Origin of the sequence: Sediminibacterium sp. TEGAF015 (assembly GCF_025997995.1) — a bacterium.
Lineage (GTDB): Bacteria > Bacteroidota > Bacteroidia > Chitinophagales > Chitinophagaceae > Sediminibacterium.
Map to the genome: position 1 here is coordinate 2,724,373 of NZ_AP026683.1, position 16,295 is coordinate 2,740,667.

General features: G+C 36.7%; 11 protein-coding genes. 9 read left to right on the forward strand and 2 right to left on the reverse strand.

The genetic code is table 11. The features are described from left to right. Positions 1 to 74 precede the first annotated feature (74 nt). From mnmE to ygiD, 5 genes are all read left to right on the forward strand, one after another. Positions 75 to 1,457, forward strand: coding sequence for a tRNA uridine-5-carboxymethylaminomethyl(34) synthesis GTPase MnmE (mnmE, locus tag TEGAF0_RS12225; protein WP_264898628.1), 1,383 nt, complete (start codon positions 75 to 77; stop codon positions 1,455 to 1,457). Positions 1,458 to 1,464: 7 nt separating this feature from the next. Continuing rightward, entirely contained in the window at positions 1,465 to 2,043 is a 579-nt protein-coding gene (locus TEGAF0_RS12230) for a Crp/Fnr family transcriptional regulator (protein ID WP_264898630.1), read from the forward strand. A gap of 322 nt (positions 2,044 to 2,365) precedes the next feature. Beyond that, positions 2,366 to 2,782, forward strand: coding sequence for a DoxX family protein (locus TEGAF0_RS12235; RefSeq protein ID WP_264898632.1), 417 nt, complete (start codon positions 2,366 to 2,368; stop codon positions 2,780 to 2,782). Further along, complete coding sequence (locus TEGAF0_RS12240) at positions 2,782 to 3,672, forward strand: DsbA family protein (protein WP_264898634.1); 891 nt, start codon at positions 2,782 to 2,784, stop codon at positions 3,670 to 3,672. Before TEGAF0_RS12235 ends, TEGAF0_RS12240 begins: the two co-directional genes overlap by 1 nt. After that, complete coding sequence (ygiD, locus tag TEGAF0_RS12245; RefSeq protein ID WP_264898635.1) at positions 3,651 to 4,532, forward strand: 4,5-DOPA-extradiol-dioxygenase; 882 nt, start codon at positions 3,651 to 3,653, stop codon at positions 4,530 to 4,532. Before TEGAF0_RS12240 ends, ygiD begins: the two co-directional genes overlap by 22 nt. A 68-nt stretch (positions 4,533 to 4,600) precedes the next feature. Here ygiD and TEGAF0_RS12250 read toward each other — a convergent pair whose 3' ends face one another. Next, positions 4,601 to 6,811 (reverse strand): TonB-dependent receptor family protein, encoded by a 2,211-nt coding sequence (locus TEGAF0_RS12250; protein WP_264898638.1) that lies wholly within the window; start codon positions 6,809 to 6,811, stop codon positions 4,601 to 4,603. Between the two features lie 344 nt (positions 6,812 to 7,155). On the opposite strand from TEGAF0_RS12250, the gene TEGAF0_RS12255 reads away from it, so the two are divergent. From TEGAF0_RS12255 to galK, 3 genes are read left to right on the forward strand one after another with little or no spacing between them, the layout of a single operon-like run. Then, on the forward strand, positions 7,156 to 8,091 hold the full coding sequence (locus TEGAF0_RS12255) for a formylglycine-generating enzyme family protein (RefSeq protein WP_264898640.1): 936 nt from the start codon (positions 7,156 to 7,158) through the stop codon (positions 8,089 to 8,091). Further along, positions 8,091 to 9,503, forward strand: coding sequence for an arylsulfatase (locus TEGAF0_RS12260; protein WP_264898642.1), 1,413 nt, complete (start codon positions 8,091 to 8,093; stop codon positions 9,501 to 9,503). The genes TEGAF0_RS12255 and TEGAF0_RS12260 overlap by 1 nt, the downstream gene beginning before the upstream one ends. A 3-nt stretch (positions 9,504 to 9,506) precedes the next feature. After that, entirely contained in the window at positions 9,507 to 10,661 is a 1,155-nt protein-coding gene (gene galK / locus TEGAF0_RS12265; protein WP_264898644.1) for a galactokinase, read from the forward strand. Between the two features lie 23 nt (positions 10,662 to 10,684). Here the strand turns inward: galK and TEGAF0_RS12270 are convergent, their stop codons facing one another. Beyond that, positions 10,685 to 12,562 (reverse strand): sensor histidine kinase, encoded by a 1,878-nt coding sequence (locus tag TEGAF0_RS12270; protein WP_264898646.1) that lies wholly within the window; start codon positions 12,560 to 12,562, stop codon positions 10,685 to 10,687. A 217-nt stretch (positions 12,563 to 12,779) separates the two neighbouring features. On the opposite strand from TEGAF0_RS12270, the gene TEGAF0_RS12275 reads away from it, so the two are divergent. Next, entirely contained in the window at positions 12,780 to 16,295 is a 3,516-nt protein-coding gene (locus TEGAF0_RS12275) for a VCBS repeat-containing protein (RefSeq protein WP_264898648.1), read from the forward strand.

Here is a 16,295-nt window from a genome sequence, read left to right on the forward strand (position 1 = left end):
AGTCGGGGTCTTTTCTTTATATGGCCTTCATTTCTGTATTTTAAGCAGGGACCTAAATGCTGTAACTTTGCCATATGAATATGCAATTAAAAGGATGGGATGATACCATTGTGGCATTGGCAACGGCGCCGGGTATAGGTGCTATTGGTGTAATCAGAGTAAGTGGTCCTGCCAGTTTTTCTGTTATCAATGAATTGTTTCCTTCAAAAGATTTATTGAAACAGGCGTCTCATACATTGCATGTGGGTTTACTAAAAAACGGAGATATCATACTAGATGAAGTTGTTCTCTCTTTATATAAAGGGCCTAAGTCGTATACAGGGGAAGACGTAATTGAAATTAGTTGTCATGGCTCTCCTTATATTCAAGAGCAAATTATTCAAGCCATTTCAGCTAAGGGTATTCGTTTAGCGAAACCTGGAGAGTTTACGCAGAGAGCATTTTTAAAAGGCAAAATGGATTTGGCGCAAGCTGAAGCAGTAGCCGATTTAATTGCGAGTAATACTGAAGCAAGTAAAAGAGCAGCATTGCACACCATGCGGGGAGGTTTCTCCTCTGATTTGTCGCAGTTAAGAGAAACCTTGATACGCTTTTCTGCTTTGATTGAATTAGAACTGGATTTTTCACAGGAGGATGTAGAGTTTGCAGACAGAACTGCTTTTGCTGAATTAATTGCGCAATTGAAAAGAGCAACACAGCAATTGATTGCTTCTTTTAAACTGGGCAATGTAATCAAGAATGGTGTTCAGGTTGCAATTATTGGCAAACCAAATGCGGGCAAGTCAACACTATTAAACACTTTATTAAACGAGAACAGAGCCATCGTAAGTGATATTGCCGGAACCACTAGAGACACCATTGAAGAAGTATTAAATATAGAAGGCGTTTTATTTAGGTTGATTGACACTGCCGGCATACGCGAACACACTGCCGACGCCATTGAGCAGATTGGCGTAAGCAAGAGCAAGGAAAAAATGCGTGCAGCTGAACTAGTAATATATCTCTATGATGTGTTAACTACAACGTCAGATGATCTTAGTAAAGTAGTGGCTGAGTTTGACGCAGAAAAAATTCAATATATATTGGTTGGCAACAAAGCCGACCTCGCTTCTAAGGAACAACTGAAATACTTTGAGCAATTTTCCAATCAGCTCTTTATTTCAGCAAAGAATAATGAACTAATAGAAGCTTTGAAAAAAGAACTGGTGAGTAAAACCATTCACGGAAATATACATGCTGAGTCTACCATCGTAACCAATGCCAGACACAATGCAGCATTGGTGGCTTTGTTACAATCTATTGAAGAAGTAGAAGCGGGTTTACAAAATAGGGTTCCAGGCGATTTACTGGCACTGGATATAAGACAGTGTTTGCATCATTTAGGAACCATCACTGGTACAATAACACATGAAGATCAGTTAGATTATATATTTAGTAAGTTTTGTATTGGAAAGTAAATAGATTATGTACGAAGCATTTCTAGCACATTTCAATAAAAGGGTAGCGCTAACTCAAGAAGAAGAAGCTCTTGTAAAGACCTATCTCATGCCCAAAAAGATTCGTAAAAAACAATACCTATTGCAAGAGGGAGACGTTTGTAAATCTTTTGCTTTTATTGAAAAAGGAGCTTTAAAAGCCTATACAGTTGATGAGAGTGGAAGTGAAAGTATTATTCAATTTGGAATAGAGGGGTGGATTATTGCCGACTTATTTAGCTTCCTTACTGGTGAACCGGCAACGTATAATATAGATGCTGTAGAAGACGCAGAACTGGTATTGATGAGTAAGACTTCTCACGATAGCTTATTAAAAATATTACCCAAATATGAGACTTATACAAGACTCAATTTTGAAGGGGCTTACATTGCAATGCAACGAAGGCTAACGTCTATTATAGGTAGCACATTAGAAGAGCGGTATGAACAATTTACCAAACAGTATCCTGAAATAATACAGCGCTTTCCTCAACATATGATTGCTGCTTATATGGGCCTCACACCAGAAACATTAAGCCGGATTAGGCGCAGAATCTCCACTAAATAATTACTATTTCATAAAAGCATTGACTAAAATCAATGCTTTTTCTTGCTTATAGGCAATGGCGTAAGGCTATGCCCTAGCGTAGCTTTGCACTGCTGTTCCCTATTCAGCTGAAAAGGAAATTGCTTCAAAAATTAAAGCGGTAGCCAATCAAAAGTTTGTGATTTCTGTGGCGAGTCCTCTGAATGAGACCTACAACGGATTCATTTAAGCTGCAGATACGAGTGCAACAGAAGAATTACAAAAGCAAGTTGATTCAATAATCAACAAAAAAAATCAATACAAAAAAAATAAAACAATCAAATAACTAATAAAAACAAAAAAGATGAAAAAACTATTGAGCATCAACAATTCTTCCAACACAACAGATCTGGCTTTATTGATTGCAAGAGCTGGAATCGCAGTATTAATGTTAACGCACGGCATACCCAAATTGACGATGTTGTTTTCTGGAGCACCGGTTCAATTTCCACCTGTTATGGGCATGAGTTCAGAATTATCGCTTAGCCTTACTGTATTTGCAGAAGTTATTTGTTCAATATTGATTTTAGTGGGCTTTGCAACTCGTTTGGCAGTTGTTCCATTAATAGTTACCATGATGGTAGCTGCGCTGTTAATTCATGCTAACGATCCATTTGGCAAACAAGAGCCATCCTTGCAGTACTTATTGGTTTACTTGGTATTGTTGTTGGGCGGTAGTGGTAAATATTCAACTGATTACTTATTGAAAATGAGCAAATAATGAATTGTGATCCCATTACAGGTTATTGTGAAATCCCAAAGGATTTTGAGCATAACAATATTGATAGAAAAGAAAAGCCTATTAAGCTTTTATATTTTACTGACCCAATCTGTTCTTCCTGCTGGGGAATTGATCCTCAACTTAGAAAGTTAAAACAGGAATATGGACACTATTTTGATATAGAATATCGGATGGGTGGATTGTTAAAAAGTTGGAAGGAGTATGGTGGTTCAGATGTGAGTGGTCCAAGTTCCGTTGCACAACATTGGCAGGAAGCAAGTCACTATTACCAGATGCCAATTGATGGGAAAGTATGGCTAAATGATCCGTTAGATTCCTCTTATCCTCCTTCCATTGCATTCAAAGCAGCTCAAATGCAGGATAAGCAAAAGGCAGAGCAGTTTCTAAGAAGGATTAAGGAAATGGTTTTCACTGAGCAAAAAAATATAAGCAAATTGGAACATTTGGTACAAGCAGCTAAGGATTCAGGTTTAGATCATATTCAGTTTAAATATGACTTTAGAAATACTGCCAAAATATTATTTGAAGATGATCTTAGGATGGCAAAAGATTGGGGTGTAAGAGGATTTCCCACGATTTATTTTATTGATGCTGACGACAATCGGTTTAAAGTGTATGGTAGTAAACCATATGAAGTGTATGAATCCGCTTTACTAAGATTAATTAATCAGCCTTTAGAAAAACAGGCATCTATTTCATATATAGATATTTTCAAATTCTATAGTACGGTTACTCTTAAGGAATTTGAAGTTTTCTACAATTTGAACACTCAAGAAGCGATGGCTACATTAGCAAATTTGGTTGAAAACAAGAAACTTATCAAAATTGAAATCGGTAATGGATTTATATGGAAAGAAGTAAATTTATAATATCCATCCTCTTAACATCAGCAGCCATGACCACTTTATCACAGTTTAAAAACTTCACAGAAGCATTACCTCAAAATGGATATTTAATGCCTGTTCTTTTTATAGGACATGGATCTCCCATGAATGGGATCGAAGACACGCAATTTAGTAGAGGCTGGAAAAAGATGGCGGAAGAAATACCCACACCTACAGCTGTGCTAGTGGTTTCTGCGCATTGGTTTACGCGTGGAACGCAAATTACTGCCATGGATTTCCCTAAAACCATTCACGATTTTGGGGGCTTTCCACAAGCTTTATTTGATGTGCAATACAACGCTCCTGGAAATCCTGCTTTGGCGAAAGAAACAGCATCTATGATTGTGTCAACACAAGTAGAGTTGGATCACGATTGGGGACTAGATCATGGAACCTGGACAGTTGTGAGGCATATGTATCCTGAAGCCAATATTCCTGTTTTGCAATTAAGCATTGACTATACAAAGGGCCCGAAGTTTCACTATGATTTAGCAAAGGAATTATATGCCCTTAGAAAGAAAGGCGTTTTGATTATTGGTAGTGGAAATATGGTACACAATTTAAGAATGGTAGCCTGGGATAAATTAAATGAAGATCAATATGGATATGATTGGGCCATTCAAATCAATAGCCAGTTTAAATCATTTATTGAATCCGGGGACCATGCACCCTTAATTAATTACACCCAATTAGGGAGAGAAGCTTTATTAGCTATACCTACTCCTGAACATTATTTGCCATTAATGTACACATTAGGAGTAGGCACAAGCAAGGATCAAATTTCTTTTTTCAATGACAAAGCAGTAGGAGGATCATTAACCATGACCTCGGTTAAAATTGGATAAAGATCTTGATATAAGATTTCGAATCTACTTCGATATAGATGCGTTAATCAAAATTCTTTTTTTGATTTTTAAAATTTAGCCTGTAGCGAAACAAAAAAAGTTCTTCCATCACCAGGTAATGCACCCGGGCCTGGATAACCCCCTGCTCTTCTGGTAAAATATCTTGTGTCAAATAGATTGTTTAGCCCTCCTTTAATATTGAGTTTATTATTCATCTTATAGGTCAGGGTAATATCTGTTATATCATAGGCAGGGATCAAACCATTGTTTCCATTGGCCGTTGGAGTAACAGTGTTGTTGGCATCACTGAACACTTGTCCAACATGACTGTATTGCCAGGTAATCAACCATTTATTATAGCCTACGGTTATACCGGTTCTGATGATATGCTCAGGGGCATTTTCAACACGCTTCCCTTTAGTATTGGCATCTTTATGATTACCGCTATATCTGGCATCTGTATAACCATAGGAACTAAAAATAATCAAGTCAAAAACAGTTGGCGCTTTAAAAGCTCTCGCAGGATTAAATTCCAGATAGCTTTCAATTCCTTTGCTGGTGCTTGCTCCAACATTGGTGATTAAGCGGCTATTTGTTCCACTGGTTGTAATAACACCTACGCGATTGTTGTACTGAAGTAGGAATCCGCTGATATCAAACTGTAAAAAGGTTTTAATTTTTCCTCTGTACCCTATATCAAAATTATAACCTTTGGAATCTCTCAAGTCAGGGTCTACAATATCTGTGGTAGGTGGAGCTTGTAAATTAGCGAATTGAATGGGTCGATAAGCCTGGGAGTAATTGGCATATATTTCTGTTGTATTGGTAACATGGTATTCAGCACCAATGCCAGCTAAAATAAAGCTTCTGCTTCTGCTAATATTTTGTAAACGAATTTCATTCCCATTGTTAGAGAAACCATTTCTTCCTGATGCTGATCCTTGTAGCCATTCGTATCTGATTCCGGGTATGATGATTAGTTTTTCATTTATCCGGAAAATATTTTCTACAAATGCTGCTACATTCTTTGATTTGAAAACAATGTCTCTTGGATGCTGGCCACTGATACTGATATCATAATTCATACCAGTTGACCCAATTCCATCAGATTGTCTGCTGGTAGTTCCTGTAAATAAACGGATCCCAGCCGACACATTGTTTTTCATTTTGCCTAAAGTGTAGCTAGTTAGTATTCGACTTTCCAACCCGTAATTTCTGTATTGATCTAAGCTGACTGTTCTTGGATTATAATTGCCAGTGATAGGATTGATGGTATCTCTAACAGTAACCGGTAACATGAATCCAACGCTGTTTCTGTCTCCGAATGTGGCAAATATTTTTGTGTTCCATCTTGTGTTTTCATTAATCTGGTAATTTGCAATGAATGCAGGCGTAGTCCAGCTTACGTCAAACCAGTTTCTGCTTCTAAGACTTTCTTGTGCATTCTGTCTGATTTGAGCATCGGTCAATCCCCCCGGCTGCTGAGAACGCATATTTGATCGCATGATTTCAGCAGTTAATGAAAATCTACTGCTAAACTGATAAGTGATAGTTGCGAATCCGGAATTATTATAGAAGCGACTATTGTTTCTCCATCCATTTCCTTCTCGGTGATCAAAGAATGAGTAATAATGAATTTTACCTTTTTGTCCTCCAATGGCGTTATAGGAATTAAATAAACCATTACTTCCAAAGCTCTGTTGTGTTTCTAATTCAATGGGTTTGTTTATTTCACTGCCGTTTCGAAGAATATAATTGATTAATCCTCCAAACTGGGGCCCATATTGTAATGATCCCTGACCTCTAACCACTTCAATTCTTTGTACCGCCTGTAACTGGGGGTTATAGTAAGCTTCCGGATAACCATAAGGGTCAGCTGCAATATCGTATCCATTTTGTCTGACATTGAATTCCCAGCTTCTATTAGGACTTAAACCTCTTGCTGCAATTCCAATTTGAATGCCACTAGGGTCACTTTCCCATACATGTATACCGGGTATTTTAGCCATCACCTGGCGCATAGTATTATTTACAACATTTCCCTGTACATTGTCCATTACAATCAAAGCATTCTTCTTGCCGGCATAAATATTGGTCCCAACAATTTCGGGCATTTGCTGATAATCGCTTTTACTGTTCCTTCCAACCACGGTTATGTCTGGCAGATTTTTGGAAGCTATTGTATCCGTAACAGAAATTGTATCATTAACAGATATTGTATTTTGACCATTTGAAATTAAACTCATCGCTACTAAAGCGAACACTGCTATTCCTCTCATTTCTTATTTTTTGAGCTGCGAATGTCAGAATTAGCAGTTTGAGTAGCTTATTAAATCAGGAATTCAGTTTATAGAATCGGGAAATTTAATACTTTCAATCACAATAGCTTACTTGTTTTAGGGTATTAAAAATATTTTATATGCAAATCAATTTACCTAAAATCATATTTCAGTTCATTGTTTATATTATTCTAATCTTTTTATTAAGCTGCAGTTACAATACTGCTACAAATAATGAAAATATAGTAAAGGATTCAACTGTTTCATGTTTAAAAACTCCTGATAGATATCGAGTAAAATACAATTCATCAATTTCTAATGTCTTAGACAGTTCTCTCTCAAATATGGTTTTAATTCCTGGGGGTAGCTTCGAAATGGGTGGCGATGGAATTCAATCTGAATTAGACGAACTACCGAAACATCTAGTAACAATTGATTCGTTTTATATGGATCAGACAGAAGTTACCAATGCACAATTTGCCATTTTTGTAAATGCAACGGGTTATATTACTACTGCTGAGCGAAAACCTATCTGGAGTGAGCTTAAGAAAATTTTACCAACCGGAACTACTAAGCCAGCAGATAGTTTGTTGGTTGCAGCTTCATTGGTATTTAAACAAACAACTGGTCCTGTTGATTTTAATAATTATAGTCAATGGTGGAGTTGGGTTAAAGGGGCAAACTGGAAATCACCAGAAGGACCTGGTTCTAATATTAAGGGGAAAGAAAACTATCCAGTTGTTCATATTAGCTGGGATGATGCAATGGCCTATTGTAAATGGGCAGGAAAGAGACTTCCAACAGAGGCTGAGTGGGAGTTTGCCGCCCGCGGTGGAAAAACAAATCAATTATACCCATGGGGAAATCAGCCCATAAATCAAGGTTTTGCAAAAGCAAATAGCTGGGAAGGGAAGTTCCCATATTTTAATGAGCAAAAAGATGGCTTTATAAGGAATGCACCAGTTGCGACTTTTAATTGTAATGGATTTGGACTTTTTGATATGGCAGGAAATGTTTGGGAATGGTGTAGTGATTGGTACAGTTCAAATTATTATCAAACAATTGCTTTCAAAAATTCGATAAATCCAAAAGGACCAGCTAAAAGTTTTGATCCCGAAAATCCCTCTACTCCCAAGAAAGTATTAAGAGGGGGAAGTTTTTTATGTAATGATGAATATTGTAGTGGATATAGAGTAGCTAGAAGGATGAAAAGTAGTCCAGATACTGGACTAGAACACACTGGATTTCGATGCGTAAAAGATATATCAAAAAGATTATAATGAAAACTGTCTACATATTTCTTGCGATGGTTTTTATGTTGAATAAGGATTGTCTTCTTGCGCAGCAATCAAAACCTAATATAGTATTTATTCTCGCAGATGACCTAGGATACGGCGATCTGGGTTGTTATGGTTCAGCCCAGATACGTACCCCTCATATAGATGCGCTGGCAAAAACAGGTACAAGGTTTACTCATTTCTATTCGGGTAGTACCGTATGCGCACCTTCTAGGGCTTCTTTAATGACTGGCTTACATACAGGACATCTAACTGTTAGAGGAAATGGAGAAGTACCATTACCAGCCGAAGAAAAAATACTACCCCAATACTTAAAAGAAGCTGGGTATACAACAGGGATATTTGGCAAATGGGGTTTGGGTCAATCCCATACAACGGGTTCTCCCGAGAAAAAAGGATGGGATTACTTTTCAGGACTATTGCATCATGTAGAAGGGCATTATCAGCAACCTGATTCTGCATGGAAAATGATAAATGCTGAAACCAGAAAACTAGCCATTCCAAAACAGCAATACAGTAATGAATGGTTTACCAATGAAGCCAAATCATTTATTGATCTGCATACAGAAAAGAGTCAAAATAGAAATGCTTATTCGCCATTTTTCTTATACTTGTCATTCACGCTTCCTCATGCAGAATTAAAAGTCCCCAATGCTTTTTTAGCACTTTATTTGGATCAGAATGGTCAAAGCATTTTTGCACCTGAAAAACAACATCCTACAGGTCAGCATTATGGGGAACAAAAATTTCCTAAAGCAGCCTATGCAGCAATGGTTTCACAAATGGATAGTTATGTTGGCGAGATAGTAGAAAAGTTAAAAGAGAAAAATCTACTAGAGAATACCATCATTGTTTTTACCAGTGACAATGGTACACATAAAGAAGGGGGTAGAAATCAAAATGATATTGAGTATTTTAAAAGCAGTGGAATATTCAGGGGAGCTAAGAGAGATTTATATGAAGGAGGTATCCGGGTTCCCTTTATTATTAGTTGGAAGAAAGGATTTAAAAAACCTCAAACCCAAAACACAATAGGAGCGTTCTGGGATATTTTACCCACGTTCAATGAAATTGCAGGCATTCAATCTTCCGTAAAAACGGATGGGATTTCATTATTAAATGTATTGAAAGGTCATAAACAGGGGTCACACCCACCTTTGTACTGGGAATTTTATGAAGGGGGATTTAAGCAGGCTGTAGTATCGGGAAGCTGGAAAGCAATCCGATATTATAAAGGAACAGAGCCAGACCGAACTGAATTATACAATCTTTCATCTGATCCATCCGAAAAAAACAATTTGTCAGCGCAATTGCCGGATAAGCGTAAGGAAATGGAAATGATTATGCAACAACAAAGCGTATCATCAACGCATCCCTTATTTCAAATTAAGTAAGTCATGAAAAATGAATTGACAAGAATTTTTATAGAACAGTTTCAGGCTTCGCCTCAGGTTATTGTTCGCTCTCCTGGAAGAGTAAATATAATTGGGGAGCATGCCGATTATAATAATGGATTTGTATTGCCGGCTGCCATAGACAAAGCTGCATACATTGCCTTGTCTTTAAGACAGGATGAAGAGATTCATCTGACAGCAATAGACTTGAAAGAAAACTTTTCAACTACAATTCATCAATTAAAACCAATTGGTGATATAAGCTGGCCCAACTACATTTTAGGTGGAGCTGCGCAGTTTGTTAAAAAGTGTATTCCCCTGAAGGGATTTAACCTGTTGCTTACTAGTGATGTGCCTATCGGGGCGGGGCTCTCCTCTTCTGCAGCGGTAGAATGTGCTACTGTGTTTGCAATGAATCATTTATTACAGACAGAATTTAGCAGGATTGAAATGGTGAGTATGGCTCAGAAAGCTGAGCACGAGTATGCAGGTGTCATGTGCGGAATAATGGATCAGTTTGCCTCTATGATGGGGAAAGCGAGTCAGGTAATTAAATTAGATTGTCGCTCATTGGAATACCAATATGTGCCATTTAAATTAGATGGAATCAAGATTTTATTGTTAAATACCAACGTGAAGCATTCACTGGCTTCATCCGAATACAATACACGAAGAGAAGAATGCGAGAAAGCCGTTGAATTAATTAAAGCGCATCAGCCCTCTGTTGAATCTTTGCGCGACGTTACGGTTGAAATGCTTGACCAATTTGTTCTACCTGTTAATGAATTGGTATATAAAAGAAGCCGGTTTGTTGTAGATGAAATGGAAAGATTAAATGATGCCTGCAATTATCTAGAACAAAATGATATTGCATCTATGGGTGAATGTATGTTTGAAACCCATGAAGGACTAAGTAGACAGTATGAAGTAAGCTGTAAAGAACTTGACTTTTTGGTCAATTTTGTGAAAGATAAGCCTGAAGTATTGGGGGCAAGAATGATGGGGGGTGGTTTTGGGGGTTGCACCATTAACCTTGTACAAGAAAATGCCATTGCACAACTTGTTAGTGAAATTAAACCTGCTTATGAAGCAGCCATGAACCTGCCTTTGGATTTTTATATTGCTTCTATCGAAAATGGAACTGAATTAATATATTAATATTTTCAAAATAAGATTTATTATTAGTTGTGCGATAGGGTAAAATGAAAAGTGAGACCCTTATCGGTATCCGATTCGGCAAATATGGTACCCCCATGTTTGTCAATAATCCTTTTGACAATTGCTAAACCCAGACCATTTCCTTCAAATTTACTATGATACCTTTTGAAGGGGGTAAATAAGGTTTTCATTTGCTCTTGGTTTAAACCCACACCATTGTCTTTTACATAATAAAAAGTCTGGTGTTCCTTTTGATAGGACCCAATTTCAATGGCTGGATTTTCTTTTTTGGAAGAGTACTTAAAAGCGTTTGATAAAAGATTATTAAAAAGTTGTTTCAGTGCAGCTTCATTTCCCAATGCATTCGGAAGTGTATTCAGTTGAACCGTTCCTTTAAAATCAAGTGGCTTTTGCTGTTTAATTACTTCTTCTACCAATATTTGAAGATGTACCTCTGCTTTTTCTAATGGCTGTTTGCCCAGACGGGAGAATGTTAGCAAATCTTGTGTTAACACTTTCATATTTGAAACAGTTGCTTTTACCATTTGTAAAAACTCTCTGTTCTCTTCATTCAAAGTTTGGGGATCTACCAGATCAACAACAGTCATAATCTTATTAATTGGATTATTTAAATCATGAGCGGCAGAAGACGAAAAGGCTTTTATATCTTCCAGTTGTCTAATTTCTTCTGTAATATCATTGATGCTTACTACATAAGCGACGGTAGAACCTTGATCGTCAATCAAAGAATTGCTTTTGATGTCAATAATAATTTTTTCTCCATCTTTCCGTATGATTTCTGTTTGATAATTTTCAGAAATTCCTTTTTTCCGCCTCTCTAGCCTTTCATAGAATTCTTTTCTTCTTTCGATGGGTATAATCATGTCTACTACCACATTCCCTATCAATTCTTTTTCTTTATAGCCTAATATTTTGCAATAGCTGGGATTACAATAAATAAGTCGTCCTTCATAATCGATACTGGCTACACCTTCTTTTAAGGACGAAACCAGTTCTCTGAATTTTCGCTCACTTTGTTTCAATTGTTTTTCTAAAGCGATGCTTGTTTTTTGTTTATTGTTTAGCAAATGAGCATAGTTATAAATCAAAATAAAAACAATAAAGGTTAAGATCATTGTAAATAGCTCAGATCCATATTCGTGTGAATAAAGGCCTCTTTTTTCACCAAGGATTCTTAGGTAACCTAGGAATGGCGGGAAAACCAACATAAAAAGAGTTACTTTTCTAAATAGTGAACTTCCCTCTAGAATAGATACGAAAAGTTTAGGCAATCCATGTTTAATATTGCTGAGGAATAACCCAATGCTTACCAATAAAAATAGAATTGCTGTACTCAAGGCTATGGTTGAAATTCCTTCAACTCTATAAGCGGAATCTCTTCCATAGAGGTACCCTAAAATAGATGCATAGGAAACTATAAATATGAGCAGACTTAATAGATTTCTGAGTTTTAAGAGTACAGGTATTTTCGAAGAATTACTCAGCATAATTATTCCGCTCAATAAAAATAATACAGCTGTGGTAGGTGCTAAATGCGAATTGATATAACTGCTTTCTACTTTTTGTCTAAATAGCAAATCATCAAACCGAATAGAATCTAGCAAAAATAAATAGGCAGCGGAGTGAACTAATCCTACAATAAGTATAAATATGGCCGCTATAGCAAGTGTATTCTTTGAATTATTTTCTTTATAAGAACAAAGCCACCATCCCGCAACTATAAAAGTAATAGCTGTCAAAGGATTCATGGCAGTCATTTCTACCGAGAAACTTTTTAATACAGTGATATTAAATTCCCAGCCAACCAATACCAAACCAGCCAGACTCATCAAGATGACTCCCAGCCATTTCAAATATTTAAAACGATTTTCAACAAACATTATACACCTGTGTGGAGACAATTAAATCAATGGTTAAACATTTTAATTGCATATTAATTATTTTAGTCTATTATAAATGTAAGGTTTATTTTAAATAGCTTTTCTTTGAAGTAACCATTTCTTAAATCTTTTTATGCGCCTTTTTTCTAAATATTGTACCCTCTTATATTGTGTTTTTTGGATTTTTATTTTGCAGTCTTGCAATCAAGAAAAACCATTGTTTGTAAATATTGATCCTGCTGTTTCAGGCCTTCAGTTTTCCAACGATATTGTAGAAAATAATCAGTTAAATGTACTCAACTACGAATATATATACAATGGAGGCGGTGTGGGTATTGGCGACTTTAATAATGATAGCTTACCTGATATTTATTTTACAGGGAATCGGGTGGCCAATAAGTTGTTTCTGAATAAAGGGAATCTGAAGTTTGAAGACATTACTACCAAGGCGGGTGTAGCGGGTATGGGTAAATGGAATAAAGGCGTTAGTATTATTGATATTAATAATGATGGTTTATTGGATATTTATGTGTGTGCAGCCGTATTACCAGACAGCAATTCCAGAAAAAATATATTATATATTAATGAAGGGGTAGATAAAGGAACGGGTATTCCAATATTTAAAGACAGGGCTCCTGAATACGGACTTGACGATGCTTCTAATACACATATGGCCAATTTTTTTGACTATGATAATGATGGTGACCTAGACGTTTATTTATTGATTAATGATTTAGATGGCACTTATCCAAATGAGTTTAGGCCTATTCGCAAAGACGGGAGCTGGCCCAATACCGATAAGCTCTTGCAAAATAATTACGATACAACGCTAAAGCATCCTGTATTTAAAGACGTTTCAAAACAGGCAGGTATACTAATTGAAGGACATGGATTGGGAATCAATATTACCGATATAAATAACGATGGTTGGAAGGATATTTATATCAGTAATGATTATCTCTCCAACAATATACTTTATATCAATAATAAGAATGGAACTTTTACCGATCAGTGTGCATTGTATTTTAAGCATACAAGTAAAAATGCAATGGGCAACGATATTGCTGATATCAATAATGATGGTAAAGCGGATATTATTGAGACGGATATGATGCCGGCCGATAATTATCGACAGAAAATGATGCACTCTGATATAAGTTATCAGACTTTTCAAAACAGTGATCGCTATGGATATATATATCAGTATCCTAGAAACACGCTGCAGTTAAATCAGGGTATGATACCGCAGGGATATGATTCAGTGAGCCGACCTGCTTTTAGTGAAATAGCCTATTATAGTGGAGTGGCTCATACAGACTGGAGTTGGGCGCCCTTATTAGCTGATTTTAATAATGATGGATGGAGAGATTTATTTGTAACCAATGGGTTACCCAAAGACATGTCCGATAAGGATTTCATGGCCTATCGACAAAACGCATATGCTGCTAGTTCATTGGACGAGGTGTTAAGACAAGTGCCAGAAGTTAAAATCAGTAATTACGTGTATCAAAATAATGGTGATTTAACTTTTACCGATATGACCCAAAAATGGGGAGTAGACTTTCCTACTTTTTCAGCTGGGATGGCTTATGCAGATTTAGACAGAGATGGCGATATGGATTTGGTAATTAATAATACCAATATGCCAGCAACGCTACTGGAAAATAGATCACTTCAAGAAAATGAAACAGCTCATTATTTGAAAATAAAATTCAAAGGGAACAAAGATAATTTGATGGGATTGGGTGCTACCGTTCAGGTATTTGATGGTAAAAGAAAGCAGGTAGCAGAAGTAAATCCCTATAGAGGGTATTTATCTAGTGTGGAATCAGGACTTCATTTTGGAATGGGTACCACCGAAAAAGTTGATTCAATTTTGATTGTATGGCCCGACCAAAAATCACAACTAATCAAAAATATACCAACCAATCAGCAGTTGATTTTGGATCATGCAAATGCAAAGGAAGATAGTGCAAGCAAAATATTGTTTCAAATCCCATCATTAATGCAGCATCAAGATTCGGCAAGTCATAGTATCATGACCGAGATAACTCAATCGGCTAATTTAAATTTTGGTTTTTCCGAAGTAGATTTTATTGATTTCGATATTCAGCGGATGTTATTGCATAAGCTAACCCAATACGGTCCGTCTTTAGCTGCAGGAGATATTAATGGGGATGGATTAGACGATGTAGTAGTAGGAGGGGGTTCACCTTTTCATGCTTCCCTTTTTGTTCAGACACCACAGGGGAAATTTGTAAGAAAATATTTGCCGGGATATCAGCAACCTCAGCTTCAGGATGATGCTGGTATCCTTTTATTTGATGCGGATAATGACAAAGATCTAGATATTTATATAGCGGCAGGAGGTGCTGAAAATCAGCCACAAACAAAAGCCTATGCAGACCATTTTTACCAGAATGATGGCAAAGGAAATTTCAAAGAATTAGAGGGGGTTATTCCTGAGAATTTAATTTCAAAGAGCTGCGTTGTGGCGAATGATTATGATCAGGATGGTGATATGGATTTATTTGTTGGGGGAAGGGTAACGCCTGGCAGGTATCCGTTGCCGCTAAGTAGTTTTATCTATCGAAACGATTCTAACAAAGAGGGGATCCGATTTACAGATGTAACAAAACAAATAGCCCCATCACTGGTAAATACAGGTATGGTAACGGCTGCTATATGGTCGGATATAAACAACGATGGTAAATCAGATTTATTTATAACCAAAGAATGGGGAGCACCCATGATTTTGCAAAACAATGGAAAGCAGTTTATCCCTGTGGCTACATCACTTGATTCGGCAAAAGGTTGGTATAATAGTTTAGTTGCTGCAGATTTGGACAATGACGGCGATATGGATTATTTGTTGGGTAATTTTGGAAAGAATGCTTTTCTAAAAGCATCTGCTGAGCGCCCTGTTTCAGTTTATGCAAAAGACTTTGATAATAATTTCAGCCTGGATGTTATTTTTTCGCACTGGCAGATGGATAAAGTAAAAGGGCAATTCAAAGAAGTACCTGTTGCAGGAAGAGATGTATTATTAAGAGAAATGAGTTCCTATAAAACACGATATCCTAATTATGCAAGTTATGCAAGTACCTCATTGCAAGAATTAATAACACCTGATCAATTGAAAGAGGCATTTATGGCATCGGTGAATGAACTTCAGTCTTACTGGATAGAAAATAAAGGTGGCTTTGCATTTGAATCTCATCCTTTGCCAGCAGCTGCGCAAATGGCCCCTGTGTTTGGATTAGTAGCAACCGATGTAAATGGAGATGGCTTTACCGATATCATATTAAATGGGAACGATTATGGTATCTCTCCTTATTTAGGGCAACAAGATGCTTTAAATGGACTGGTTTTATTGAATACAGGTAAAAGATCTTTCAGAGAATTATCAATTATAGAAAGCGGATTCTACAGTCCTGCAAATGGGAAATCGCTAGTATTCTTAAATGTGCAGAATAAGCCTTCAATTCTAACTGGTCAGAATCGGGATTTTCTTCGCATTTTTCAGTTGAATACTACTGCGTCAAGAATTATTTCTTTAGAGTCCAATGAAACAGCAGCAGTTTTTTACTATAAAAATGGACAGGTGAGAAAAGAAGAATATTCTTATGGCCATGGATTCTTATCACAGTCCTCCCGATTTCTTACCTTGAATGAGAAAGTGGATCATGTATTGATATACGCAAGCAAACAGGTTTCTAGGAAGATTAAATAG

Bases quoted from the DNA above. Each gene is read 5' to 3' on its own strand.
- mnmE (WP_264898628.1), top strand. From the start codon at position 75: ATGAATATGCAATTAAAAGGATGGGATGATACCATTGTGGCATTGGCA.
- TEGAF0_RS12230 (WP_264898630.1), top strand. From the start codon at position 1,465: ATGTACGAAGCATTTCTAGCACATTTCAATAAAAGGGTAGCGCTAACT.
- TEGAF0_RS12235 (WP_264898632.1), top strand. From the start codon at position 2,366: ATGAAAAAACTATTGAGCATCAACAATTCTTCCAACACAACAGATCTG.
- TEGAF0_RS12240 (WP_264898634.1), top strand. From the start codon at position 2,782: ATGAATTGTGATCCCATTACAGGTTATTGTGAAATCCCAAAGGATTTT.
- ygiD (WP_264898635.1), top strand. From the start codon at position 3,651: ATGGAAAGAAGTAAATTTATAATATCCATCCTCTTAACATCAGCAGCC.
- TEGAF0_RS12250 (WP_264898638.1), bottom strand. From the start codon at position 6,811: ATGAGAGGAATAGCAGTGTTCGCTTTAGTAGCGATGAGTTTAATTTCA.
- TEGAF0_RS12255 (WP_264898640.1), top strand. From the start codon at position 7,156: ATGGTTTTAATTCCTGGGGGTAGCTTCGAAATGGGTGGCGATGGAATT.
- TEGAF0_RS12260 (WP_264898642.1), top strand. From the start codon at position 8,091: ATGAAAACTGTCTACATATTTCTTGCGATGGTTTTTATGTTGAATAAG.
- galK (WP_264898644.1), top strand. From the start codon at position 9,507: ATGAAAAATGAATTGACAAGAATTTTTATAGAACAGTTTCAGGCTTCG.
- TEGAF0_RS12270 (WP_264898646.1), bottom strand. From the start codon at position 12,562: ATGTTTGTTGAAAATCGTTTTAAATATTTGAAATGGCTGGGAGTCATC.